Below are 23,233 nucleotides of genomic sequence, written 5' to 3'. Positions count from 1 at the left end.
AAAAAATAAATAGGCTATGTAATAATTTTACGTTGAATTCTAGAAGAGATAGAAGTAAGTAATTCATACGAAATAGTACCTGCATTTTCGGCTACAGATGCAGCTGTAGTTTTAGCATCAAAAATAGTTACCATATCACCTTCTTGACAAATGATATTAGTAATATCAACCATAATCATATCCATACATACATTCCCCAAAATAGGAGCTTTTTGACCATTTATATAGACAAATCCTTTTTGGTTACCATAAATACGATTAATACCATCGGCATGCCCAATGGGTATTGTTGCTGTCTTTGTAGTTTGTTGTGCTATAAATGCTCTATTGTAGCCTAATGATTCTCCACTTTGTAAAGTGTGTATTTGAGAAATTGAAGAAGTTAGCGATGCTATAGGTTTCAATTTTGTATCAAATAGAGGGTCGTTACCGTAACCATATAAACCAATACCTGTGCGTACCATAGAAAAATGTGCTTCAGGATAATTTAAAATTCCAGAAGTATTGGATTGATGCAGTATAGGAGTATACCCTAATAAAGAGATAAAGTTGTGACTAAGTTCTTTAAAAGTAGCTATTTGTTGTAAAGTAAAAGTTCTCTCATTGTGATCTTCACTGGCAGCCAAGTGTGAAAATAAAGAAGCTATTTTTACAGATGTAGTTTTATTGATTAATTCGAATATTAAAGGAATATCAGCAGGATCAAACCCTAATCGATTTAATCCAGTGTTAAACTTTAAATGTACACGATATTCTTTTAAATTATTATGTTCTGCTACAGCAATAAAATCTTTTAAGACCCTAAAACTATATAAATTAGGTTCAAGTTTATATGCTATTAAAGTTTTAAAATTAAGTGGTTGAGGATGTAGAACTAGAATAGGAGTTTGAATTCCTGCTTCTCGTAAAGCAACACCCTCTGCCGCATAAGCTACAGCAAAATAATCTGCACCTAGAGTTTCTAGATGCTTTGCAATAGTAATAGCGTCACTACCATAGGCTGTTGCTTTTACTACAGCCATAAATTTAGTATCCGAATCAATTTTACTTTTTAAATAGTTAAAATTATGAGTCAGATGCTGGAGATTAATAGTAAGTACTGTTGCGTGTGGATTATTCATCAATAGCTTCAGTTGATTCGTCTGTAGAAGAAATCTCGGTACTGTCTTTTACCTCTATATCTTTTACTTGTTCGTTAAGCATGGCCTTATAATAGGCAGCACGACTTAATGGTTCATATTCATCAGTTTCCCCTAAAAGTACAAGGTCATCTTGTTTTGATTTCCTATAGCTATATTGAGCCAAGTTTCCTGTACGTGTACAAACAGCATGAACCTTGGTTACATATTCTGCAGTAGCCATTAAAGCAGGCATAGGACCAAAAGGATTTCCTTTAAAATCCATATCTAACCCAGCAACGATAACACGAATCCCTTTATTAGCAAGGTCATTACAAACACTAACAATTTCTTCGTCAAAAAATTGAGCTTCATCAATACCAATTACATCACAGGTATCTGCCAAAATTCTAATATTTGCAGCTGCAGGAACTGGTGTAGAACGTATCTCGTTTGCATCATGAGAAACTACCATTTCATCATCATAACGAGTGTCTATAGCCGGTTTAAAAATTTCTACTTTTTGTTTAGCAAATTTAGCGCGCTTTAATCTGCGAATCAATTCTTCGGTTTTACCAGAGAACATTGAACCACAAATTACTTCGATCCATCCAAATTGCTCTTTATGATTTACTGTATTTTCAAGAAACATTTCGTATTTTTCAGCAACAATTAAAAGAGTGTCTTTATCCCCTAATAAAGACGAGGCAAAGGTATTAAAAAACCAAAACCTTGAGAACGACTTTTAAGAAAGTTATGAAATAAGTTTACTTTTTATACTAAAAACAAGAATAAATTCAAGGTATAAAAAACTTAAAATAAAGAGTGATAGGGGAATATGATTTTAATTAAAAAAAGCGTTATAAAAAAGAACCTACAGCGACCTAAACAATAGAGGAACAAGAAAAGTAAGATCAAAAATGAAAAAGCAAATTCAAGCAGAATTAATAAGTATTGCACATAAGATTTTAAGAGCGGGAGAAGAAGTGCCTGTTACTCAGTTACAAGAAAACGCTAGAGTATTGTATGAAAAATTAACGCTATTAAATTTTGCTGAAAAACATTTTTCTGAACCACAACCTACTATAGGTAAGGTTTATGAAGTATTAGATCTTGATACTATAGAAATACCAGAAGAAACTACTACTTCTAGTATCATTACTCCTGTACATGAAAATAATGATAGCCCAGTTGAGGTTAAAGAAATAAAAGAACCTGTAGTAGAAACACCTACAGTTGATACCTTTGAACCTATACAATCACAAGATGAGGTAGTTAAGGAAGAAGAAAAAATACCAGAAATTGTTATAGAAGAGGTAAATGCCAGAGTTATAGAAAAAGATATTTTTATACCTAGAGAAGAAACTCCAGCAGCACCAGCACCAGAGTTAGTTTTTGAAAAAAATGATATACAGGATATAGCAAATGATGCTCCTGAACTTATAACTTTTGAAAAAGTAAATCAGTCACAACAGCCTAAAGGAATCTCGTTAAATGATCGTTTAAAAAAGACTATTAATATAGGATTAAATGATCGCTTAGCCTTTATCAAACACTTATTCTTAGGAAGCTCTGCTGATTACAACAGAGTTTTGTCTCAATTAAATACGTTGAATAGCTTGGCTGAAGCCGAAGAGTTTTTAAGAACATTAGTAAAACCTGATTATAATTTTTGGGAAGGAAAAGAAGAATATGAAGAACGCTTTATGAAAATAATTACAAATAAGTTCGACTAAGTTCGTGATAGAATTCTAAAATCTAAATTACCATGAAAGTTGTTTACTGGATTTTTACAGCATTATTATGTGGACTAATGCTGTTCTCGGCTCAAATGTATTTTAGAAATACAGCAATGGTAGAAGGCTTTTTCGAAAGTTTTAACTATCCTAAATATATTGTTATACCTTTGGCCATAGCAAAAGTTTTGGCAGTAATAGCGATATTAACTAATAAGATAAAATGGATTAAAGAATGGGCTTATGCGGGACTGTTTTTTGATTTGGTTTTGGCAACAGCTGCACACCAATATGCAGGACATCCAATAGGTTTATCGTTTTACGGAATAATATTTCTTATAATCTCGTATGCTGCTGGAAAAAAAGTAAGACCATAAATGAGTAAACTATATTTAGTCCCTACACCCATAGGAAATCTTGAAGATATGACTTTTAGAGCTATTAAAGTTCTTAAAGAAGTGGATTTGATACTAGCAGAAGATACACGTACTAGTGGAAAATTATTGAAGCATTTTGAAATCAATACACAAATGCATAGTCATCATATGCATAATGAACATAAAACGGTAGAGGGAATAATTAGTAAATTACAAAGTGGATTATCTATTGCTCTTATTAGTGACGCAGGAACACCAGCAATTAGTGATCCAGGTTTTTTGTTAACTAGAGCTTGCGTAGCTAATGATATTGCTGTAGAGTGTTTGCCAGGAGCGACTGCATTTGTACCTGCATTAGTGAATAGTGGATTGCCTAATGATAAATTTGTTTTTGAAGGTTTTTTGCCGGTAAAAAAAGGAAGACAAACTAGGTTTAAATTACTAGCAGAAGAGACGCGAACTATTATATTTTATGAATCTCCACATAAACTTCTTAAGACGTTAAATAATATAATGGAATATTTTGGAGCAGATCGTCAAGTTTCTGTTTCAAGAGAATTATCAAAACTACATGAAGAAACTGTAAGAGGAACTGCAGCAGAAGTATTAAAACATTTTGAAAATAAACCACCAAAAGGAGAGATTGTTTTGATAGTTGCAGGAAAAAAATAGTATATAATCGTAACAAGATTAAAAAAGAGTACACCTATTAGATAGTTATTAAATACTACTTTTTTGAAAACAAGAAGCTCTAATTTCTCATTTGATTATACTATTATATGGATAGCCATCCTTGTATTGGCTATGTATAAACTACCTTATTTTGGAGCTTTACAATATCCCTTTAAATTATTAGGCACCTGGTTTCATGAAATGGGACACGGGTTAACTGCTCTTCTTGTAGGAGGAGATTTTCAACACTTAGAAATATATAGTAATGGTGGTGGGGTAGCATACACTAATATCACGCAAAGTTATTTACCTAATGCTATTGCTAGAGCGTTAACTGCAGCTGGGGGATTATTAGGACCTGCTATTGCAGGGGGACTATGTATAGTGGCTGCGCGAAATCATAAAACTACAGTTTGGGCATTAAGAATTTTAATAGGTATTATGATGATCTCATTACTTATGTGGGTAAGGTCTTTATGGGGGATTGTAACGATAAGTAGTTTTGGTGTTTTGTTTTTATATATTAGTTATATTAAAAACAGAAAAATAGAAAGAATAACCTTGCTATTTATAGGTATTCAATGTTGGATAAGTACTTATGGTCAATTAGATTATTTGTTTACAAAACAATTTGAAAGAGATGGACGTGTATTAAATTCTGACACTCAAAACATAGCAGAAAACTTAATAGGACCATATTGGTTTTGGGCTTTTATTATTGTTTGCATAAGTGTAGTAATCATCTGGAAAAGTTTAAATTACTATTTAAAAAAACAATCATAATAAGATAAAAAACTACGATTGCGGGAACTACGTGGTTTACCAGAAAAATCACCCGAAAATAGCGTAGAGATGAAGAATAAACAGCTTTTTTGAGTAGCTTTAATACGTTATTAATCATAACGATAAAAATTAAAGCGATGAATCAAACTTCAAAACAAGAACTCAAAAAGAACATAAAAAAGTGGAAAGAAGCAGATATACAAACCTTATCAAAACACTTTCATAGATTAAATACTCTAGCAAAGGGAGATATTCATTTTGAAAGAGTAAATAAGTTTGTGATGCAAGAGGATGATATAGTAAGATTTAGAGAATATCAAGCTACTATAAAAGGTATAAAAATACATTTAGCATTACAGAAGAATAATAAAAAGAAGTTTACTTTTTTTCCAATTTTAGAAGCGATACTTGATTCGGGTCAAGAAGAGTATTTTAAACTAATTCCGAAGAAAAATACAACAGAGAATAGTAGAGCATATTCTGCAATAGTACCAGGGATATTTAAAGAGATGATAGTTAAAAACTGGGAAGAAATTGAAAATCATTTATTAGATGATTTATTTATTGCCGAAACGAATAAGGAATTAAAGCGAGTACATTATTTTGTGATCGATCAAGCTATAGTTTCTCTTATAAATAAGTTTGAAGATATCGAAGCAATTACATTATATCCAGGAGTAGATATGAATAAGTTTAATACTAAACAAATGATATCTTTTACACCTGTATTGGGGATTTTGCATAAGAAATCAACAGAGACTTTACAAATGTTTATTCCGTCACATGGCTTATTAGAATTTGAAAACGAAGGAGAAAAAGAAGAAATTTTCATAGAGTATTCTAGACCTTGTCCGCCTACATGCGAAGATCAATAATCAAAACAAATGAGCAAAGAGGTATTTGATATTTTGAGTTTAATATCTTCATATGGGATAGTAATACCTATATGGTTGGCTATACTCAAGTACAATAGATTACAGCGAGTACAAGTCAAGTTGTTTTTATTGATGCTAGTAACATTTGTAATTGAAATCAGTGCTGGAATTTTATGGAATAAAAAAATAAATAATTTACCACTATATCATTTTTATGCAGTAATAGAATTTCTATTAATTGTAGAATTATATGAAGAAAGATTGAGTTTAATTGGATCCAAATTATTTTTTAGGGGACTGCGTATTGCTTTTATACTTTTTGCGATTAGCAATGCTATATGGTGGCAAGATATCTTTACATTTAATTCTAATGTGACAACAATATTAGGAGTTCTAGTAATATGTTTTGCATTAGGGTATTTTTATACATTATTAAAAGAAATTAAGTATGAAGCATTAGAGACTAATCCTATGTTTTGGATTAACTCAGGTTTTCTTATGTATTTTTCGAGTAACTTAATACTGTTTTTTGTTAATAATACCTTGTTTAAGAATGTTACGACAGCAACAACAGCAAGTTACATGCTTTGGGGGTTACATGCAATCATAAATATTATATTAATAATGTTTTATACCATAGCTATATGGATACATCAGAAGAAGCAATTACATTAAAAATTGTGATCATAGGGATGGTTGTTTTATTCTTATTGTCAATAGGATTGATTGTCTTTTTTATTATGTATCAACGTAGATTACTAGCACAACAAAAGAAACATCAAGAATTAGCAGCTATATATCAAAAAGAACTTTTAACAACTTCTATTTTAAGTCAGGAAGAAGAACGTAATAGAATCGCAAAAGAAATGCATGATGATATAGGAGCAATGTTAACAACCACAAAGTTGTATTTGGGGCAAATTACTCAAGAACAATCACCAGAAGAATTAGAGAGTCTTACAAATAAAGTAAAAGGTTTTATAGATGATATGATTACTAGTGTAAGAGGGATAGCTCAAGATTTAAGACCTGTTGTATTAGAAAAACTAGGGCTAGTTGAAGCCGTTCATAGTTTAACACAAAAAATACAAGAGTCTGGAACAATACAGATATCGTTTAGTAGCCCTGCAATTGTAATAAATGATAAAGCAAAAGAATTAAATAGCTACAGGATTATACAAGAATTGATTAATAATACATTAAAACACGCTCAAGCAAATGCAATTATAATTCGGTTTAATATACTTAATAAAAAGCTTGTAATTCTATACGGAGACGATGGTATAGGTTTACAATTAGAAAACATAAAGATAAAGCAGGGATTAGGACTTAAGAACATAGAAAGTAGGTTGTCTATTTTATCTGGTGAGTTTAAAATATTAGATAGTAATATAGGGTTACAAATACAGATAGAAATTCCGTTATAAACTAATAAGAAAAGAACATTATGAAAACTATAAGAATAGGACTGGTAGATGATCATAATTTATTTAGAGAAGGCATAAAATCCTTAATAGATAAAATGCCTAATATAACATTAGTTCTAGAAGCAGTTAATGGAAAAGATTTATTGATAAAGCTTAATAACGTTATTCCAGATGTGATATTATTAGACCTAGAGATGGAAGAGATGAATGGAGAAGAAGCTACAATCAAGGTAAAAGAATTATATCCAGATGTTAAGATTATTATTTTAACAATGCATAAAGAAGATCGTATGATATCGTATTTAATGGAAATAGGAGCTAATGGTTATTTACTTAAAGATACGAGCCGAGAAGAATTAGAAAACGCTATAAAATGTGTATCAGAGAATGATAATTACTTTAATACATTAGTATCTGAAGCTTTATTAAAAAACACTAAGAATAAAACCAGAGTGTTACATACAAACTTATATCATAAATATCATTTAACACATAGAGAAATAGAAGTATTACAATTAATAGCGCAAGAATATACTACTACAGAAATTGCTAAAAAACTATTTTTGAGTGTTAGAACAATTGAAGGTCACAGAAAGAATTTAATGGATAAGATGGACGTGAAAAATGTAGCTGGATTAATGATTAAAGCAGTAAAAGAACAAATGATTAATGTATAAAAATTTTAAAGCTACATTCTTATATGTAGCTTTAAAATTTTTATTTGATAAAGGAACTAATAAGATTAAATATGCTTTCCTTTTTCCCAGCCGTGTTTACCTAGATATTGCTCTCCAGATTCTACAGCCCCATCCTCAATAGACGTTCCCATAGAATCATTCCAGCGATTAAGATATCCAAAAAGAGAAATTACACCTAGCATTTCTACAATCTCACCTTCATCCCAGTGTTTATATAGTTCTTCTTTAATTTTTTCGTCAACTGCATTCGGAATTACAGAAGCGGCTAGAGAAAAATCAAGAGCAGCACGTTCTGCGTCATTAAAAGCAGGATGCGTTTTATACTCCCAGATATTGTCTAATTGTTCTTGTTCTGCACCATAACGTTCTGCAGCACGAATAGCATGTGCTTGACAGTAACGACATCCAGTAGCATTACTACTTACCCAAGCAATCATACGTTTTAAAGCAGAAGTTACACGTCCTTCATTAGCCATAACAGCTTTGTTAAGGTTAATAAATGCTTTAGAAATAGCAGGACGGCGTTGCATGGTTAATACAGAATTAGGACAAAAACCTAAAGTTTCATTAAAAAATTCTGCCAATTCTTTGGTTTCCAAATCGTGATCAGCAGAAAGGGGTGTTACTAGTGGCATAGTATTGAAATATTTTTTAGTCTGAGTTATGTTATTACAATTTTTTATATGGGTAAAATACAAAAAATAAGTAATCATTACGACTATGTTTTTATAATGTTTTGTTAGAAAAAAAAGACGGTTTTTGTATTTTGCCACTTCCGTCATACTTTAATACTATATATATGCGCTGGACGCTTAAACCTATTCCTACTAAAGAAACTATTAATCACTTATCCGAAGTTTTGCAAGTAGATCGTACAATTGCACTATTACTTGCTCAAAGAGGAATAGCTTCATTTGATGCTGCTAAGAAGTTTTTTAGACCTACACTTGAAGATTTACATGATCCATTTTTAATGAAAGATATGGATCGTGCAGTAGCTAGAGTTAAACAAGCAATAGCGCAAGGAGAAAATATTATGGTATATGGAGATTATGATGTAGATGGAACGACATCGGTAGCTCTTATGTCTTCGTATTTACTTAGTCATTATCCTCAAGTTACTACATATATCCCAGATCGATATGCCGAAGGTTATGGAGTATCCTTTCAAGGAATTGACTATGCAGCAGATAATGATATTACATTAATCATAGCATTGGATTGCGGAATTAAAGCTATTGAAAAAGTAGCTTATGCTAAAGAAAAAAGGATAGACTTTGTCATCTGTGATCACCATAGACCAGGAGCTGCAATACCTAAAGCCGCAGCTGTATTGGATCCTAAACGATCAGACTGTGAGTATCCATACAAAGAATTATGTGGATGTGGTGTTGGATTTAAATTGATTCAAGCATTATCGAGTGATTTTAATGAAACTATCGAAGATTTGTTACCATACTTAGATTTGGTAGCAACAGCAATAGGAGCAGATATTGTCCCTATTACAGGAGAGAATAGAGTATTAGCTCATTATGGATTAAAAGTTATTCAAGATGCACCTAGAGCTGGATTTGAAGCAATTATTGGAGAAGTAAAGAGACCTATTAAAACGATTACCGATGTAGTCTTTACTATAGCACCTAGAATTAATGCGGCAGGAAGAATGAAACATGGTATTCATGCTGTAAATTTATTGACAGAGACAGATATTGTTCAAGCTACAGCTTATGCAGCTGCTATAGAAGCATATAATAGTGATAGAAAACATGCCGATCAATCTATTACAAAAGAAGCTTTGGTACAAATTGAAGAGAATAATGAACAAGAACGATTTACTACGGTAGTTTATGATCCTACATGGCATAAAGGAGTGATAGGAATCGTAGCTTCTCGATTGACAGAAACTTACTATAGACCTACACTAGTATTTACAAAAAGTGGAGATAAATTAGCTGCTTCGGCAAGATCAGTAAAAGGATTTGATGTATATAATGCATTAGAAGCTTGTGCCGATTATATAGAACAATTTGGTGGACATAAATATGCAGCTGGACTCACTCTTAAAGAAGAACAATACGAAGGCTTTAAGCAAAAGTTTGAAGAGGTTGTAAAAAATACTATAGATACGCAATTATTGACACCAGAAGTAACAATAGATACCCGCTTAGATTTTGATAGTATCACACCAAAGTTTTTTAGAATACTCAAACAATTTGCTCCTTTTGGTCCAGACAATATGACTCCTGTTTTTATGAGTGAGAATGTATATGATACAGGATTTGCTAGAGGAGTAGGAGAAGACGAAAAACATTTAAAATGTAAGTTGTATCAAGAAGAGAATACGAGTTCTTTTAATGCTATAGGTTTTAATATAGGAGATAAACTAAATTTACTTGAAGGTAAACAAAAGGTAAAAGCTACTTATGTGATAGATGAAAATGTATGGAGAGACGTGACTTCTATTCAGTTACGACTAAAAGATGTAAAATAAATCTTCTTTATTTAGATTAATTATAAATAATGTTTATTTTTGAATTAAAACTAATTCAAAGATGAGCGCTATAGATAAGATATATGCAAATGATTTTGGAATCTCTTTTTATTGGAGAAAGAAAGACAAAGACACAAAAGATAAAATCCAATTAATTTTCAGAGATACAGGTTTTTTGCTTACTGTTAATGAATTGAAGGATTTTGCAAAATCGTGTGCATATACAATGACCTCTATACAATGTAGCAATTGCCAACATATAGATACATGTCGCTCTTTATTATTAAGAACACCATCAGAAAAGATAGACTTAGCTGTTAATAGAACAGAATTATATCAAATCAACGAATTGATTAAAGGCACTATTTTTAATGTAGAATTAAAATACTGGTTAAATAATCTTTGTGCTAATTAGTAATCTTAATTCAAGAAATCAAATAGAATTTCGTTAATCTCATTGTGTTTAGTTTCTTGAATAAAATGTTTTTCGTCAAGGAAATGTACATTTTTTTCACTGATATTAAAAGCTTCCATAACTTTACTTTGTTGTGGAGTCCATTGCAGTATGGTATCGTGAATTCCCCAAATTACAGCTACAGGAATTGATATGTTATAAAAAGTATCGGTATAATCGGGTAATTCGTTACAAGTCTGTGTAAAAAAGTAATACATACCTAATGTTTTCCCTTCTTTAAGCGGTGCTTTGTATCCTTCTAAATCAACAGGTGTTAAGGTGTTTTTTTGAAGTCCATCTTTAAATAAAAGATTCAATAACGTATTGGTCGTTACTCCATTGCGATAAGCCCACATAGACGTTTTTGCAAAGGCACCTGGTTTCATACGTACAGGAGGATAAAATCCTTCTTCGTTGATAACCGTATTAAGAATAACCAGTTTATTGATACGATTAGGAGCCTGTTTAAACAATTCCCATGTCCATAAACCCCCAGCATCGTGCATAACATGAGACCAAGAATCTATTGCTAAGAAATCCATTAACTCTAGAATTCTTCGTGCGTGGTTTACTTCGCTATATAATTCATAACCATCTGGAGAATCACTAGCACCAAATCCTAACATATCAGGAACAATAATGCGATATCCTTGATTAACTAATCCATTAAGCATTTTACGATACAACCAACCAGAAGTTGGTACACCATGAAGTAGTAAGATTACAGGTCCTGTACGACTTCCTTTATCAATGTATTTGATATCACCTTCGTCTGTATAAAAAGTTTTTTGGATAGATTTAAATTGCTCATAGGTAATTTGACCTTTAGCATTTTTGGTAGTGCTTTTAGGAGCATTACAACCAATAAATAATAAACTTAAACATAGAATTAATATCTTTCTCATACCAATAGGGGATATTTAGGACTTCATTTAGGTATAAATATACAATATATTACACCATAAAATCAATCATAGTATAAACAGAAATTGCATTAAAAAAGTGTGAGGATTTCAAATTTTTTACCGTTGAAAACAAAAAAATCACCTTGTTCTTTTCCTATTAGCGCTTTACCAATAGGTGTATTAGGAGCTATAGCAAAGAATTTGGTATTATCGATTGTAATTTCTCCTATAGAAATTCCGATATAATAATTTGATAAAGAAGTATAAACTACACTACCCAAATGTATACGAGAAGCATCAACACGAGTGTTAATTTTGACTAAAATTTGTTGAAGTTTTTGAACTTCTGCAAGTTGATTTCCTGTTTTTTCTCGCTCTAGTTGTAACATAGCACGACCAGTTTCGTGTTTATCGCCAGCAGTACTTTTCGTTTCAGAAGTAAGCGCTTCTTGCAATCGAGAAATGGTTTGTTGAATGCGTGACAAACGTTGTGCGACAGTGGTGGCACAAAAATGATATAACTGCTCTTTAATGTCTAATGGATTCATAAAAAACCAAAAGTACAAATAAAAAGCAGTTATAAGCTAACTTAATTAATGATCTATTTTTGGCAAATAGATATTTACGATTCCTCTATAAGATGAATTTTGTTCTTTTTTAAAATCTACAACTCTACAAGGATCAGCAACCATAGCAATATCATCAATAAGAATTCTAGGATCATTTTTAAAATAAATCTGTGTTTCTAATGTACGATATCCTGGTGCAGAAATACGATAATGAAAATGCCTTGCTCTATCCCCAAATAGACCTGGACGAATACTAGAAAAAGCATATTCACCATTTTCGTCAGTAAGGATAAATCCTCTTAAAATAGGCTTGTTTGTTGAGTAGTAACTAATATCTTTATTATGCTCTTCGATATGATATGTTCCAAAATCATCTGCATGCCATACCTCTACCTTTGCATTTCTTACAGGCTCTTTTTTGTCTAAACCACTATAAATCTTTCCAGAAACAATAATTTTGGATCCTTTAAGGTTACGGGGGTTTAAATTCACAATCTCTGTCGTAGGTTTAATTAAACCAGTTACAGCTATACCTTGAGTGGGTAACGAAGTGATTAGAGGGATGTTTTTCATATACCAAATAGTTTTGTGAAACAATCAATCACATAATAATTATAGCGGTGATTTGAAAGTATAACAGCTAACTAAGGGTATACCCTACTTTTTTTATAAAAAAAAATGAAAAATAATATCAGAGCTTAAAAACACCATACAAACGCATTTGTTTTACAATCCATTCTTTTCGTCTTTGAATGTAATTTGATGCAGGACGTGCTCTATATTTTCTGGGATTAGGTAGAATAGCAGCAATAGCAGCAGCTTCGTAACGAGTAAGTCTATTGGCAGGTTTTTTAAACCAGTATTTAGAAGCAGCTTGAGCGCCATATACACCACTTCCCATTTCTATACTGTTAAGATATACTTCTAGTATACGTTCTTTACTCCATAAGGTTTCTATTAAAAAAGTAAAGTAAACTTCAAACCCTTTACGAATCCAGCTGCGATGAGGCCATAAGAATACATTTTTTGCTGTTTGTTGTGATATCGTACTACCACCTTTAATACGTCTAGACTTTTGATTACTTTCTATAGCTTTTTCTATAGCTTGAAGATCAAAACCATTATGCGATAAGAATTTTTGATCTTCACTGCATATAACCGCTAATTGTAAATAAGGAGAGATTTTTTCTATAGGAACCCAATCATGTTTAAAAACTTTGGCTTTACCTTGTAATGATCGTATCCCCATTAAAGGAGTGTAGGGGATAGGAGCCCATTTATAGACTAGTACCCATAGAAAGGTAATAGCAATAAACCAGGCAATACATTTACCGATTAGTTTTGAGATTTTATGTAATTGTTTCTTTCTTTTTGGCATTATAGTAAATCTGCAAGTTCATCACCTACTAAGCTACCTATGGCAACTCCCATTCCGCCTAAACGAACTCCACAAAAAACATGATTAGAGAGTTGAGTGACTATGGATTTTTTTTGCGTACCTACACCCATTATTCCAGACCATCTATGTGCTATAGTAAAAGGTGTATTAGGTAAAATAATATGTTGAAGAATTTCTTCTAATTTATTTTGAATTAAAGGTGTTTGAGATATTTGTGTTGTTTCTTCTCCTTTAAAATCTAGATTGCGACCTCCTCCAAGTAAAATTCGGTTGTCAATATTTCTAAAATAATAATATCCTTTATCAAGGTGGAAAGTCCCTTTGATGGATAGGTTTTCTATAGGATCAGTGATTAGAACTTGAGCTCGAGCTGGCTTTACGTTTGTTATACCTAATTGTGAAGCAAAGCCATTTGTAGCGATTAGTAATTTGTTAGTTTTAAAACTAAAAGTATCTGTTTGAATAACAACATTGGAAATATTTTCTGTATACGAAAGAACATTACAATGATTAAGGATTTTTATACCGCTTTGTTGTACTTTATTCAGTAGCGCTTCCATCATTTTTCCGGTATGGATTTGCCCTTCAAAGGCATTAAAAATATAGTGTTCTTTAATATTGTTAAACTGAAATAAATTAGTTGTACTACTAAAAACATTAGCATTGAATAGCGGAAAAAGTAGTTTATTAATATACTCTTGCTGAGTTAAACAATGTTCATATAATTCAGTGTCTTGTCGAGTGAATAATTCATATCCTCCGTGAGCGAAAAACTCAATAGCAGTATCAGATAAGTTTTTACGTAATAAAGTTAACCCATCAATACGTTTTTTGACTAACTGAAGCACTTCTTCTTCTGTATGCGTAATGAGATCATCTAGAATTTCAGATAAACTCCCAAAACATGCAAATCCTGCATTCTTTGTACTAGCACCATTAGGAAGTATTCCTTTTTCGAGAATTAAAATTTTGGCTTTCGGAAATTTTTTACGCAACGATAAAGCACAGTTTAACCCTACAATACCACTACCTATAATAGTAAAATCTACATTAGAAAACCAAGTGTCACGTTCCCAATAGCTGAACATAAGTGAGAATTATTTTGTTGTTGAATATACTAACAAGAAATATACATAAAAAGTATAAACAAACAGTGTATAATGATGATTCAACGTAAGAAAAGAAAAAGGCGTTGATAAATTCAACGCCTTTTATATTTAGTGATCCCCTTTAGGATCTTCCATTTCAAAATCTTCCATAAATTTTGTAGTGTAGTCACCAGCGATATAATCTGGATGATCCATTAATTGTCTATGGAAAGGAATAGTAGTTTTGATACCTTCTACGATAAATTCATCAAGAGCACGTTTCATTTTATTGATAGCCTCTTCACGAGTTTGCGCAGTTGTAATCAATTTTGCAATCATAGAATCGTAGTTAGGCGGAATGATATAACCACTATACACATGAGTATCTACACGAACTCCATGACCACCAGGTACATGTAAGTTAGTTATTTTTCCTGGAGAAGGTCTAAAATCTTTATAAGGATCTTCTGCATTAATTCTACATTCTATAGAGTGTAGTTGAGGTATATAGTTTTTACCAGAAATTGGTACACCTGCAGCTACTAATATTTGCTCACGGATTAAGTCATAATTAACAACCTCTTCTGTGATAGGGTGCTCTACTTGGATACGTGTATTCATTTCCATGAAGTAGAAGTTTCTATGCTTATCTACAAGGAATTCTACAGTACCAGCACCTTCGTATTTAATAAACTCGGCAGCTTTTACAGCAGCTTCTCCCATTTCTTGACGTAATTCGTCTGTCATAAATGGAGAAGGAGTTTCTTCAGTTAATTTTTGATGTCTACGTTGTACAGAACAGTCTCTTTCAGATAAGTGACAAGCTTTACCTTTGCTATCACCTACAATTTGGATTTCGATATGACGAGGCTCTTCGATAAGCTTTTCCATATACATATCGTCATTTCCAAAAGCAGCTTTAGATTCCTGTCTTGCAGAATCCCATGCTGGTCTTAAATCTTCTGGATTCCATACAGCACGCATTCCTTTTCCACCACCACCGGCAGTCGCTTTAAGCATTACTGGGTAACCTACTTCGACAGCTAATTTTTCACAAGTTTCGAAATCTGGAATAATTCCATCACTTCCTGGTACACAAGGTACACCTGCAGCTTTCATAGTAGCTTTGGCAGTAGCCTTATCTCCCATTTTATCGATCATCTCTGCGCTAGCACCGATAAATTTAATTTCGTGCTCTTCACAGATTTTAGAAAACTTAGCATTTTCTGATAAGAATCCATATCCAGGGTGAATTGCATCTGCATTTGTGATTTCTGCAGCAGCGATAATATTAGACATCTTTAGGTAAGATTGGTTACTAGGAGCAGGACCAATACAAACAGCTTCGTCTGCAAAACGAACGTGTAAACTATCTGCATCTGCAGTAGAGTATACAGCAACTGTTTTTATACCCATTTCTTTGCAGGTTCTGATCACACGCATAGCGATCTCCCCTCTATTTGCAATTAGAATTTTTTTAAACATAACCTATACACTTTTGTAATTAGTAATGTTCAATTAGCAATTAATAAATAAGACATAATTAGCTCTATTAATAAGCTAATAATCGCTGATCATTAATTATTAATTGATAATTAAGATGGGTCAACTAAGAATAAAGGTTGATCAAACTCTACTGGAGAAGAATCATCAACTAATACTTTTACTATTTTTCCAGAAACTTCACTTTCGATTTCGTTAAAAAGTTTCATGGCTTCAATGATACAAAGTACGTCTCCTTCTTTAATTGAATCACCTACTTCAACAAAAGTTGGCTTGTCTGGAGATGGTTTTCTGTAGAGTGTACCTATGATAGGTGACTTTACAGTGATATATTTTGAGTCATCGCTAGCAGCAGCTGGAGTAGCTTCTGCGGCAGCTGGAGTAGCAGGAGTGCTAGCTACAGGAGCCGGAGCAACTGGTTGTTGAGGAATTGCAGCTCCCATAGGGATTTGCTGAACGATAGTAGTTTCTTTATCTTCTGAACCTGTTTTAATGGTGATTTTTACATCATCCATTTCTAGTTTAACCTCGCTAGCACCTGACTTAGCGACAAACTTGATTAAATTCTGAATTTCTTTTAAATCCATAATAAGAGGGTATTATTTAGTTGTTTAGGAATTATAAGCCCATTTTACATACATTGAGCCCCAAGTAAAGCCTCCACCAAATGAAGCAAATACTATATTATCTCCTTTTTTGAATTTCTTTTCATAATCACTTAACAGTAACGGTAATGTTGCCGAAGTGGTATTTCCATAACGATGAATATTCATCAGAACTTTACTTTCATCGGTAAGATTCATTCGTTTAGCTGTTGCGTCAATAATGCGCTTGTTTGCTTGATGAGCAATTAACCAATTAACATCTTCGTTTGTTAAATTGTTACGTTCCATGATTTTAACACTTGCATCGGCCATGTTTGAAACTGCATATTTGAATACAGTTTTTCCATCTTGATGTACAAAATGTTGTCTATTAGCAACTGTTTCTTCTGTAGGCGGTAATAAAGAACCTCCTGCTTCTATTCGCAAGAAATCTCTACCTATTCCATCAGTACGTAAATATTCGTCTTGAACTCCAAGTCCTTCTTCATTAGGCTCAAAAAGAACAGCACCACCACCATCTCCAAAAATGATACAAGTTGCACGATCTGTATAGTCAATAATAGAAGACATTTTATCTGCTCCTACTACCAATACTTTCTTATATCTACCAGACTCTATATAACGAGCTGCGGTAGACATAGCGTATAAGAAACTAGAACAAGCTGCTTGTAAATCATAAGAAAATGCATTTACAGCTCCTATTTTTGAAGCAGTATATGCAGCAGTAGCTGCTACAGGCAAATCTGGGGTAGCTGTAGCAAAAATTAACATATCGATTTCTTTGGGGTCTAAGCCTTTTTTTGCGATTAGATCTTCGGCGGCCTTGATTCCTAGATAAGATGTCCCTTTATCTTTATCTTTTAGGATTCTTCGTTCTTTAATCCCTGTGCGAGTGGTAATCCACTCATCATTGGTATCAACCATAGTTTCCAGAATCTGGTTGGTCAATACATAATCAGGCACATATGCGCCTACAGCAGTGATTGCGGCTGTGATTTTACTCATATCGTTGTTTTAGTTTCACAAAACTAGAGTGCAAATAAGCACTATAAAGTCGTTGAAATTACTAAATTTATATGTAAATATGGCGCAAAATAAGTTGATTTTGACACATATTCAACTAAAAACAAAAAAACTCTCACTGATGTGAGAGTTCTAGCTATAATTTTAACAATAACCTTAGGCTACTGCTTCTTCTTCAGTATTGTCGATAATCACTTGACCACGGTAGTATAATTTACCTTCGTGCCAGTGAGCTCTGTGATATAAATGTGCTTCTCCTGTTGTTGGATCGATTGCGATTTGAGGAGTAGTTGCTTTATAATGAGTTCTTCTCTTATCTCTTCTAGTTTTCGAGATTTTTCTCTTAGGATGTGCCATTGCTATATGTTATTTATTATCGTTTAATAAGTTTTTTAATTTATCCCATCGAGGATCAATTTCCTCGCTATCATTTTCTGCTTCCTTTTCTTTAGGACTTAATTCGTCCAGCTTATCTAGTAATTCGGATTCTAATGAGCCATCTTCTACACCAGGGTGTATTCTTTTTGATGGTAATGCTAATACAATCAATTCATAAATAAATTGCTGTACATTGATTTCGTAGTCACCATGAGGAAGAATTAAAATTTCTTCATTCTCATCATTGTATTCGTTTCCAAATTTTACAATCAACAAGAATTCGTCTTCAATAGGAAGATCAAATGGCTCATTGGTGAGATCACAATTTACATTAACGGTACCTTTTACTGTAAAAGTAAGTTCAAATAAAGTAGTTTTTTTATTAAACTCTAAGTTTACATCAAGGGACGCATCATTAAAATCGTCATATTCAAAATGCTGAAAGAACGTATTGTCAATTTGATATTCAAACTGGTGTACTCCTTGCTTCAGTCCAACAAAAGGGATCGTATACTCTTTTAGTTGTTTCATGTTCGTCATCAGTTTTGAGCGCGCAAAGATAATAAAAATTAATTATGAAAACTACTTATTAACAAATTTATGTGTATAACTAGCGTATTTTTATTTCTTTAAAGCAACTCATTTTGTGCAATGTAGCAATTATTATTGGTTTTGAACTTGCTTTTTTGGCGCTTTTTTAGTGTGTTTTTTTAAAGGATTTTTTGTGAGTTCTGCATATTCTTTTCGGTTTTTATACACTTTTAAAGCAGTGAATACCGCTTCTTTAAAAGAACTAGCATCTGCTTGATTTTTACCTGCAATCTCAAAAGCGGTACCGTGATCTGGTGAGGTACGTACTTTATTTAATCCAGCTGTAAAATTAACCCCTTTCCCAAATGATAAAGTTTTAAAAGGAATTAAACCTTGATCGTGATATGAAGCTATGATAGCATCAAAAGCCTTGTAGTTGTTGGAACCAAAAAAGCTGTCTGCAGCATAAGGACCAAATACTAACTTGCCAGATTCTTTGATCTTTTCGATAGTAGGTTTAAGTATTTCCTCATCTTCTTTTCCTATTACACCGTGATCACCACTATGAGGATTAATACCTAGAATAGCAATCTTAGGCTTGTTAATTCTAAAATCCTGAACCAATGATTGGTGAATTGTATTTACTTTTTGAGTGATCAATTTTGGTGTGATCTTTTTTGTGATATCTCGTAAAGCAACATGATCGGTTAATAATCCTACTTTTAATTCATCAGTAACCATAAACATCAAACTATTACCATCGAGTTCTTGATTTAAATAATCAGTATGCCCAGGGAATTTAAAATTATCTGATTGAATATTATGTTTATTGATAGGTGCAGTTACTAAAACATCTACTTGATCATTTTTTAAAGCTTCGGTTGCTGCTTGTAATGATTTTAAAGTGTATTGTCCTACTTTAGGATCTTCCTTTCCAAAGTTGATGTTTACAGGCTCTTTCCAAACGTTAAAAACATTGATTTTTCCATCTAATATCTGAGAAGTATCATCAATACCATGTAAATTGATATTTACTTTATAATGTTTCTTTAGAAATGAAAGTATTTTTACTGAAGCAAAGATTACAGGAGTGCAGAAATCTAGCATAAGAGGATCTTCAAATGCTTTTAAGGTAACCTCACTACCAATACCATTAAGATCTCCTATGGAAATACCTACTCTTATTTTCTCTTCTTTCTTCATATATAGCTTAGTTATGATTAATTTTGAAGCTCAGTAATCAATATTTGTAGCTTCAATTAGATATAAAACTACAAATTTAACCAAATAATTTGCATTTATGTTTACAGGTATCATCGAAGATCTTGGGAAAGTAATAAAAATTCAAAAGGATAAAGAAAATCTTGATATAATGGTTCAATCTAGTTTTACTTCAGAATTAAAGATAGATCAAAGTGTAGCTCATAATGGAGTTTGTCTTACTGTAGTATCTATTAATGGTGATCAATATGTAGTAACAGCGATAAAAGAAACGCTGGATAAAACAAATCTTAACAATTTAAAAGAAGGAGCTATTGTGAATCTAGAGCGAGGAATGAAGTTAGGAGATCGTTTAGATGGACATATTGTACAAGGACATGTAGATCAAACAGCAGTATGCAAAGAAATTAAGGAGGCAGATGGAAGTTGGTATTTTACCTTTGAGTATGATCCTTCGTTACATAATGTTACTATAGAAAAAGGATCGATTACAGTGAATGGAGTAAGTTTAACAGTAGTAAATTCTAAGAAAAATGAATTTAGTGTAGCTATTATTCCGTATACCTATGAGCATACAAATTTTAATACATTTGAAGTAGGAACGGTGATAAACCTAGAGTTTGATGTAATTGGTAAATATGTAAAACGAATTACAGAATTAGGATAATTGATAATAAAGCATACAATTAAAAGCTCCTTATATAGGGGCTTTGTTTTTTAATATACATTTTTGCAATCTTTTTTATATGAATCAACATCCCATGGATCAAATTTACAAGCGTTTTGATAGCAATTAACACAAGTAGAGCCTTCGCTGTTCAAGCTTACGCTAAAAGCACCATTAATTATTTTTAATTTTTAGGATTAAATATTGATTTGATTTATTTAGACATTATATCTAGGGAAATCAAGAAAGTTCACATCAATAATGAATCTTTAAAGAAAGATGTATTAATGATTTTATAGGATGCTTTAGGATTAATTAAATTTTAGCTATGCTTTTGATAAACCGATAAAAGAATAATGGATATAGAAATCTTAGATAGTCTGAAAAAGATCTTCTACAGGCTAGATTTATCTTCAATTTTAAAGCATAAAAAAGCCGCTTCAAGTTGAAGCGGCTTGTGATTCAATTTTTAAGTGGTCCCACTTGGGCTCGAACCAAGGACCCCCTGATTATGAGTCAGGTGCTCTAACCAGCTGAGCTATGGGACCTGAATCGGGTTGCAAATTTATGTAAATGTAATGTACACACCAAACTTTTTTTGAAAAATTATTTAATTTCTTCGCATAGCTCTACAAGTACTCCATTAGTTCCTTTAGGGTGTATAAAAGCAACTCGTTTATTATCAGCGCCTAACTTTGGTTTTTCGTTTAAAATAGTAAAACCTTCATTTTTTAATCGAGCTAATTCTTTTTCTATATCATCGACGTCAAAAGCGACATGATGGATACCTTCTCCTCGTTTTTCGATAAATTTAGCTATTGTTCCTTCTGGCGAAGTGCTTGCTAATAATTCAATTTTGTTTTCACCTACTTGAAAAAATGATGTAATTACAGCTTCACTTTCTACGGTCTCTTGTTTATAGGGAGGAACACCAAGTAATTTTTCATATATCGTATTGGCTTGATCAATATCTTTTACAGCTATTCCTAGATGTTCTATTTTATTAATGTGCTTCATTGAGTATAACTTTATATAATCCGTATTAATGTATATAGATATAGTGCAAAATACGTATTTTTGCACCTATGGAAACAAATAGACAGAAAAAAATTGCAGGTGTTTTACAACGAGATATAGCTGATGTAATCCAACATGCATTGCGTGAGGCAGGAGTAAACGGAATCCTTGTTTCGATAACTAAAGTGAGTGTAACAACAGATTTATCTTTGGCAAAAGTATATATGAGTGTTTTTCCGCATAAAGAGGGAGAAGCAGTACTAGAAGAAGTAAATGCTGTTAAATCTCAAATCAAGCATCAAATTGCACAACGTACAAAACATCAATTGCGAAGAATGCCTGATTTATCATATTTTATTGATGATTCTTTAGAGTATATAGAAAAAATAGATCGCGCAGTAAAAGGAATAGACAACCCACTAGAAAATCCAGATCTATTAGAACGCCGTAAAAAGAAATAAATCATATTGAACTTCTCCTATTACATTGCCAAACGATACCTTTTTTCCTCTGGAAGTAGTAATGCTATTAATATTATAACAAGCATTGCAGCAGCAGGTGTAGTGATAGGAGCAATGGCACTATTTATAGTATTATCTGGCTTTGCGGGATTAAAAGAATTTAGTATTCAGTTTTCAAATTATTTTGATCCTGATTTAAAAGTATTTCCAGAAAGTGGAAAGACAATACTGTTTTCTGATATACAGAAAGCTCAACTCCAAAAAATAGAAGGAATAGCACACTTTTCTGAAGTAATTGAAGAACGTGTATTTTTAAGATTTAGAGATAAACCATTTGTAGCCAATATAAAAGGTGTAGATAGTACATATCAAAATATTGTGATTACAGATAGTATTATGGTTTTAGGAACTTGGTTAAGAAATCATGATGCAGAAGTGGTGATTGGTAATGGAATTAGTAGAGCTTTAGGTTTGGGAGTTAATGACTATAGAGAGTTATTAAAAATTTATGTGCCTAGACCAGGAAAAGGACAGCCTACAGATCCTACCAAAGCATTTATACAAGAGAAAGCTGTTAATGTGGGGATTTATAGTGTGAATGATGAGTTGGACGAAAAATATGTGTTTTCTACAACAACACTTGCTAGAAGCTTGTTGCGATTACCTAAAGATAAAGTTAGTGCTATTGAATTAAAACTAGAGGCTAGTGCTGATGAAGATCAAATAAAGAAAGCTTTGCAAGAACTATTTGATAATAAGGTAGTGATCAATAATCGTATACAATTAAACGCTACTTTATATAAAATGCTAAATACAGAGAATTTGGTTTCTTATCTGGTAGTGACACTTATCGCTATTATAGCTTTATTTAATGTTGCAGGAGCGATTATCATGATGGTAATTGATAAGAGAAAGAATATAAAAACCTTATATAATATTGGCGCTACTTTAAGTGCAATAAGAAGAATCTTTTTATTACAAGGTTCTTTGATGACCGTATTAGGAACTGTATTAGGATTGTTTTTAGGTGGAATTATCATTGCTTTACAGCAGCATTATGGACTATTAATGATTACACCTACATTAGCATATCCTACAAAAATCACAGTAATGAATTTTGTAATTGTATTCTTTACAATTACCATTATAGGAGGAATAGCTTCTTTATTAGCTTCAAGTAGAATTAATCAGCGATTGATCAAATAGGAATGTAGTACCTAATGAAACATTAAGTA

At 32.2% G+C, this 23,233-nt stretch carries 28 protein-coding genes and 1 tRNA gene; 13 read left to right on the top strand and 16 right to left on the bottom strand.

Features of this window, described 5'->3' with window-relative positions; genetic code table 11:
* Nucleotides 1–14: 14 nt before the first annotated feature.
* The gene (alr, locus tag ACYEKI_RS05310) at nucleotides 15–1,121 is read right to left on the bottom strand and encodes an alanine racemase (protein WP_459210134.1); all 1,107 of its coding nucleotides are present in this window, start codon (nucleotides 1,119–1,121) and stop codon (nucleotides 15–17) included.
* Complete coding sequence (locus ACYEKI_RS05305; protein ID WP_459210133.1) at nucleotides 1,114–1,770, bottom strand: thymidine kinase; 657 nt, start codon at nucleotides 1,768–1,770, stop codon at nucleotides 1,114–1,116. The genes alr and ACYEKI_RS05305 overlap by 8 nt, the downstream gene beginning before the upstream one ends.
* A 268-nt stretch (nucleotides 1,771–2,038) precedes the next feature.
* Here ACYEKI_RS05305 and ACYEKI_RS05300 point away from each other — a divergent pair, with 268 nt between their 5' ends.
* From ACYEKI_RS05300 to ACYEKI_RS05265, 8 genes are all read left to right on the top strand, one after another.
* Nucleotides 2,039–2,854 carry a hypothetical protein gene (locus ACYEKI_RS05300; protein WP_459210132.1) on the top strand — a complete coding sequence of 272 codons (816 nt, stop codon included), beginning with the start codon at nucleotides 2,039–2,041 and terminating at the stop codon, nucleotides 2,852–2,854.
* A 32-nt stretch (nucleotides 2,855–2,886) separates the two neighbouring features.
* A complete protein-coding gene (locus ACYEKI_RS05295; protein WP_459210131.1) occupies nucleotides 2,887–3,231 on the top strand; it encodes a DoxX family protein in 345 nt (114 codons plus the stop codon).
* Entirely contained in the window at nucleotides 3,232–3,903 is a 672-nt protein-coding gene (gene rsmI / locus ACYEKI_RS05290; protein ID WP_459210130.1) for a 16S rRNA (cytidine(1402)-2'-O)-methyltransferase, read from the top strand.
* A gap of 63 nt (nucleotides 3,904–3,966) precedes the next feature.
* The gene (locus ACYEKI_RS05285; protein ID WP_459210129.1) at nucleotides 3,967–4,686 is read left to right on the top strand and encodes a M50 family metallopeptidase; all 720 of its coding nucleotides are present in this window, start codon (nucleotides 3,967–3,969) and stop codon (nucleotides 4,684–4,686) included.
* A gap of 137 nt (nucleotides 4,687–4,823) precedes the next feature.
* Nucleotides 4,824–5,561, top strand: coding sequence for a hypothetical protein (locus ACYEKI_RS05280; RefSeq protein ID WP_459210128.1), 738 nt, complete (start codon nucleotides 4,824–4,826; stop codon nucleotides 5,559–5,561).
* 9 nt (nucleotides 5,562–5,570) lie between these two features.
* Complete coding sequence (locus ACYEKI_RS05275; RefSeq protein WP_459210127.1) at nucleotides 5,571–6,236, top strand: hypothetical protein; 666 nt, start codon at nucleotides 5,571–5,573, stop codon at nucleotides 6,234–6,236.
* Nucleotides 6,206–6,988: a sensor histidine kinase gene (locus ACYEKI_RS05270; protein ID WP_459210126.1), complete on the top strand. Its 783-nt coding sequence runs from the start codon at nucleotides 6,206–6,208 to the stop codon at nucleotides 6,986–6,988. Before ACYEKI_RS05275 ends, ACYEKI_RS05270 begins: the two co-directional genes overlap by 31 nt.
* Before the next feature lie 20 nt (nucleotides 6,989–7,008).
* Nucleotides 7,009–7,665: a response regulator gene (locus tag ACYEKI_RS05265; RefSeq protein ID WP_459210125.1), complete on the top strand. Its 657-nt coding sequence runs from the start codon at nucleotides 7,009–7,011 to the stop codon at nucleotides 7,663–7,665.
* Between the two features lie 65 nt (nucleotides 7,666–7,730).
* Here ACYEKI_RS05265 and ACYEKI_RS05260 read toward each other — a convergent pair whose 3' ends face one another.
* Entirely contained in the window at nucleotides 7,731–8,321 is a 591-nt protein-coding gene (locus ACYEKI_RS05260; RefSeq protein ID WP_459210124.1) for a carboxymuconolactone decarboxylase family protein, read from the bottom strand.
* 164 nt (nucleotides 8,322–8,485) lie between these two features.
* Between ACYEKI_RS05260 and recJ the strand changes: the two genes are divergently transcribed.
* Nucleotides 8,486–10,177 carry a single-stranded-DNA-specific exonuclease RecJ gene (gene recJ / locus ACYEKI_RS05255; protein ID WP_459210123.1) on the top strand — a complete coding sequence of 564 codons (1,692 nt, stop codon included), beginning with the start codon at nucleotides 8,486–8,488 and terminating at the stop codon, nucleotides 10,175–10,177.
* A gap of 61 nt (nucleotides 10,178–10,238) precedes the next feature.
* A complete protein-coding gene (locus tag ACYEKI_RS05250; protein ID WP_459210122.1) occupies nucleotides 10,239–10,592 on the top strand; it encodes a hypothetical protein in 354 nt (117 codons plus the stop codon).
* Between the two features lie 5 nt (nucleotides 10,593–10,597).
* On the opposite strand, the gene ACYEKI_RS05245 is transcribed toward ACYEKI_RS05250, so the two are convergent.
* The 11 genes from ACYEKI_RS05245 to pdxA all read right to left on the bottom strand — a co-directional run bounded on the left by ACYEKI_RS05245 (nucleotide 10,598) and on the right by pdxA (nucleotide 19,835).
* Nucleotides 10,598–11,536, bottom strand: a complete 939-nt coding sequence (locus ACYEKI_RS05245; RefSeq protein WP_459210121.1) for an alpha/beta fold hydrolase — start codon at nucleotides 11,534–11,536, stop codon at nucleotides 10,598–10,600.
* A gap of 89 nt (nucleotides 11,537–11,625) precedes the next feature.
* Nucleotides 11,626–12,084: a GreA/GreB family elongation factor gene (locus ACYEKI_RS05240; protein WP_459210120.1), complete on the bottom strand. Its 459-nt coding sequence runs from the start codon at nucleotides 12,082–12,084 to the stop codon at nucleotides 11,626–11,628.
* Nucleotides 12,085–12,129: 45 nt separating this feature from the next.
* Complete coding sequence (locus ACYEKI_RS05235; protein WP_459210119.1) at nucleotides 12,130–12,678, bottom strand: dioxygenase family protein; 549 nt, start codon at nucleotides 12,676–12,678, stop codon at nucleotides 12,130–12,132.
* A 118-nt stretch (nucleotides 12,679–12,796) separates the two neighbouring features.
* A complete protein-coding gene (gene mtgA, locus ACYEKI_RS05230) occupies nucleotides 12,797–13,483 on the bottom strand; it encodes a monofunctional biosynthetic peptidoglycan transglycosylase (RefSeq protein WP_459210118.1) in 687 nt (228 codons plus the stop codon).
* The gene (locus ACYEKI_RS05225; protein ID WP_459210117.1) at nucleotides 13,483–14,592 is read right to left on the bottom strand and encodes an NAD(P)/FAD-dependent oxidoreductase; all 1,110 of its coding nucleotides are present in this window, start codon (nucleotides 14,590–14,592) and stop codon (nucleotides 13,483–13,485) included. The genes mtgA and ACYEKI_RS05225 overlap by 1 nt, the downstream gene beginning before the upstream one ends.
* A 129-nt stretch (nucleotides 14,593–14,721) precedes the next feature.
* Complete coding sequence (gene accC, locus ACYEKI_RS05220; protein WP_459210116.1) at nucleotides 14,722–16,077, bottom strand: acetyl-CoA carboxylase biotin carboxylase subunit; 1,356 nt, start codon at nucleotides 16,075–16,077, stop codon at nucleotides 14,722–14,724.
* Nucleotides 16,078–16,187: 110 nt separating this feature from the next.
* Nucleotides 16,188–16,682: an acetyl-CoA carboxylase biotin carboxyl carrier protein gene (gene accB / locus ACYEKI_RS05215; RefSeq protein WP_459210115.1), complete on the bottom strand. Its 495-nt coding sequence runs from the start codon at nucleotides 16,680–16,682 to the stop codon at nucleotides 16,188–16,190.
* A gap of 24 nt (nucleotides 16,683–16,706) precedes the next feature.
* A complete protein-coding gene (locus ACYEKI_RS05210) occupies nucleotides 16,707–17,705 on the bottom strand; it encodes a beta-ketoacyl-ACP synthase III (protein WP_459210114.1) in 999 nt (332 codons plus the stop codon).
* 174 nt (nucleotides 17,706–17,879) lie between these two features.
* A complete protein-coding gene (gene rpmF / locus ACYEKI_RS05205; protein ID WP_459210113.1) occupies nucleotides 17,880–18,080 on the bottom strand; it encodes a 50S ribosomal protein L32 in 201 nt (66 codons plus the stop codon).
* Between the two features lie 9 nt (nucleotides 18,081–18,089).
* Nucleotides 18,090–18,632 (bottom strand): YceD family protein, encoded by a 543-nt coding sequence (locus ACYEKI_RS05200; protein ID WP_459210112.1) that lies wholly within the window; start codon nucleotides 18,630–18,632, stop codon nucleotides 18,090–18,092.
* A gap of 132 nt (nucleotides 18,633–18,764) precedes the next feature.
* On the bottom strand, nucleotides 18,765–19,835 hold the full coding sequence (pdxA, locus tag ACYEKI_RS05195; RefSeq protein WP_459210111.1) for a 4-hydroxythreonine-4-phosphate dehydrogenase PdxA: 1,071 nt from the start codon (nucleotides 19,833–19,835) through the stop codon (nucleotides 18,765–18,767).
* Between the two features lie 97 nt (nucleotides 19,836–19,932).
* On the opposite strand from pdxA, the gene ACYEKI_RS05190 reads away from it, so the two are divergent.
* Nucleotides 19,933–20,520 (top strand): riboflavin synthase, encoded by a 588-nt coding sequence (locus ACYEKI_RS05190; protein WP_459210110.1) that lies wholly within the window; start codon nucleotides 19,933–19,935, stop codon nucleotides 20,518–20,520.
* Between the two features lie 474 nt (nucleotides 20,521–20,994).
* On the opposite strand, the gene ACYEKI_RS05185 is transcribed toward ACYEKI_RS05190, so the two are convergent.
* Both ACYEKI_RS05185 and mce read right to left on the bottom strand, forming a co-directional pair.
* Nucleotides 20,995–21,068, bottom strand: a tRNA-Ile gene (locus ACYEKI_RS05185).
* A gap of 58 nt (nucleotides 21,069–21,126) precedes the next feature.
* On the bottom strand, nucleotides 21,127–21,537 hold the full coding sequence (gene mce, locus ACYEKI_RS05180) for a methylmalonyl-CoA epimerase (RefSeq protein ID WP_459210109.1): 411 nt from the start codon (nucleotides 21,535–21,537) through the stop codon (nucleotides 21,127–21,129).
* A gap of 68 nt (nucleotides 21,538–21,605) precedes the next feature.
* Here mce and rbfA point away from each other — a divergent pair, with 68 nt between their 5' ends.
* Both rbfA and ACYEKI_RS05170 read left to right on the top strand, forming a co-directional pair.
* A complete protein-coding gene (gene rbfA / locus ACYEKI_RS05175; RefSeq protein WP_459210108.1) occupies nucleotides 21,606–21,998 on the top strand; it encodes a 30S ribosome-binding factor RbfA in 393 nt (130 codons plus the stop codon).
* A gap of 6 nt (nucleotides 21,999–22,004) precedes the next feature.
* The gene (locus tag ACYEKI_RS05170) at nucleotides 22,005–23,204 is read left to right on the top strand and encodes an ABC transporter permease (protein WP_459210107.1); all 1,200 of its coding nucleotides are present in this window, start codon (nucleotides 22,005–22,007) and stop codon (nucleotides 23,202–23,204) included.
* Nucleotides 23,205–23,233: the final 29 nt, after the last annotated feature.

It is taken from the genome of Aquimarina rhabdastrellae, assembly GCA_947387485.1.
Classification (GTDB): Bacteria; Bacteroidota; Bacteroidia; order Flavobacteriales; family Flavobacteriaceae; genus Aquimarina.
The sequence above is the reverse complement of the archived record's forward strand: the minus strand, read 5'-3'. Positions and strand labels throughout refer to the sequence as shown.

Excerpts from the sequence above, each read along its gene's own strand:
- ACYEKI_RS05235 (WP_459210119.1), bottom strand. The coding sequence starts at position 12,678 with ATGAAAAACATCCCTCTAATCACTTCGTTACCCACTCAAGGTATAGCT.
- pdxA (WP_459210111.1), bottom strand. The coding sequence starts at position 19,835 with ATGAAGAAAGAAGAGAAAATAAGAGTAGGTATTTCCATAGGAGATCTT.
- rpmF (WP_459210113.1), bottom strand. The coding sequence starts at position 18,080 with ATGGCACATCCTAAGAGAAAAATCTCGAAAACTAGAAGAGATAAGAGA.
- ACYEKI_RS05300 (WP_459210132.1), top strand. The coding sequence starts at position 2,039 with ATGAAAAAGCAAATTCAAGCAGAATTAATAAGTATTGCACATAAGATT.
- ACYEKI_RS05190 (WP_459210110.1), top strand. The coding sequence starts at position 19,933 with ATGTTTACAGGTATCATCGAAGATCTTGGGAAAGTAATAAAAATTCAA.
- ACYEKI_RS05260 (WP_459210124.1), bottom strand. The coding sequence starts at position 8,321 with ATGCCACTAGTAACACCCCTTTCTGCTGATCACGATTTGGAAACCAAA.
- ACYEKI_RS05295 (WP_459210131.1), top strand. The coding sequence starts at position 2,887 with ATGAAAGTTGTTTACTGGATTTTTACAGCATTATTATGTGGACTAATG.
- ACYEKI_RS05305 (WP_459210133.1), bottom strand. The coding sequence starts at position 1,770 with ATGTTTCTTGAAAATACAGTAAATCATAAAGAGCAATTTGGATGGATC.
- ACYEKI_RS05250 (WP_459210122.1), top strand. The coding sequence starts at position 10,239 with ATGAGCGCTATAGATAAGATATATGCAAATGATTTTGGAATCTCTTTT.
- ACYEKI_RS05210 (WP_459210114.1), bottom strand. The coding sequence starts at position 17,705 with ATGAGTAAAATCACAGCCGCAATCACTGCTGTAGGCGCATATGTGCCT.
- ACYEKI_RS05280 (WP_459210128.1), top strand. The coding sequence starts at position 4,824 with ATGAATCAAACTTCAAAACAAGAACTCAAAAAGAACATAAAAAAGTGG.
- ACYEKI_RS05200 (WP_459210112.1), bottom strand. The coding sequence starts at position 18,632 with ATGAAACAACTAAAAGAGTATACGATCCCTTTTGTTGGACTGAAGCAA.
- alr (WP_459210134.1), bottom strand. The coding sequence starts at position 1,121 with ATGAATAATCCACACGCAACAGTACTTACTATTAATCTCCAGCATCTG.
- ACYEKI_RS05265 (WP_459210125.1), top strand. The coding sequence starts at position 7,009 with ATGAAAACTATAAGAATAGGACTGGTAGATGATCATAATTTATTTAGA.
- recJ (WP_459210123.1), top strand. The coding sequence starts at position 8,486 with ATGCGCTGGACGCTTAAACCTATTCCTACTAAAGAAACTATTAATCAC.
- mtgA (WP_459210118.1), bottom strand. The coding sequence starts at position 13,483 with ATGCCAAAAAGAAAGAAACAATTACATAAAATCTCAAAACTAATCGGT.
- rbfA (WP_459210108.1), top strand. The coding sequence starts at position 21,606 with ATGGAAACAAATAGACAGAAAAAAATTGCAGGTGTTTTACAACGAGAT.
- accB (WP_459210115.1), bottom strand. The coding sequence starts at position 16,682 with ATGGATTTAAAAGAAATTCAGAATTTAATCAAGTTTGTCGCTAAGTCA.
- mce (WP_459210109.1), bottom strand. The coding sequence starts at position 21,537 with ATGAAGCACATTAATAAAATAGAACATCTAGGAATAGCTGTAAAAGAT.
- ACYEKI_RS05275 (WP_459210127.1), top strand. The coding sequence starts at position 5,571 with ATGAGCAAAGAGGTATTTGATATTTTGAGTTTAATATCTTCATATGGG.
- ACYEKI_RS05245 (WP_459210121.1), bottom strand. The coding sequence starts at position 11,536 with ATGAGAAAGATATTAATTCTATGTTTAAGTTTATTATTTATTGGTTGT.
- ACYEKI_RS05225 (WP_459210117.1), bottom strand. The coding sequence starts at position 14,592 with ATGTTCAGCTATTGGGAACGTGACACTTGGTTTTCTAATGTAGATTTT.
- ACYEKI_RS05270 (WP_459210126.1), top strand. The coding sequence starts at position 6,206 with ATGGATACATCAGAAGAAGCAATTACATTAAAAATTGTGATCATAGGG.
- ACYEKI_RS05240 (WP_459210120.1), bottom strand. The coding sequence starts at position 12,084 with ATGAATCCATTAGACATTAAAGAGCAGTTATATCATTTTTGTGCCACC.
- accC (WP_459210116.1), bottom strand. The coding sequence starts at position 16,077 with ATGTTTAAAAAAATTCTAATTGCAAATAGAGGGGAGATCGCTATGCGT.
- rsmI (WP_459210130.1), top strand. The coding sequence starts at position 3,232 with ATGAGTAAACTATATTTAGTCCCTACACCCATAGGAAATCTTGAAGAT.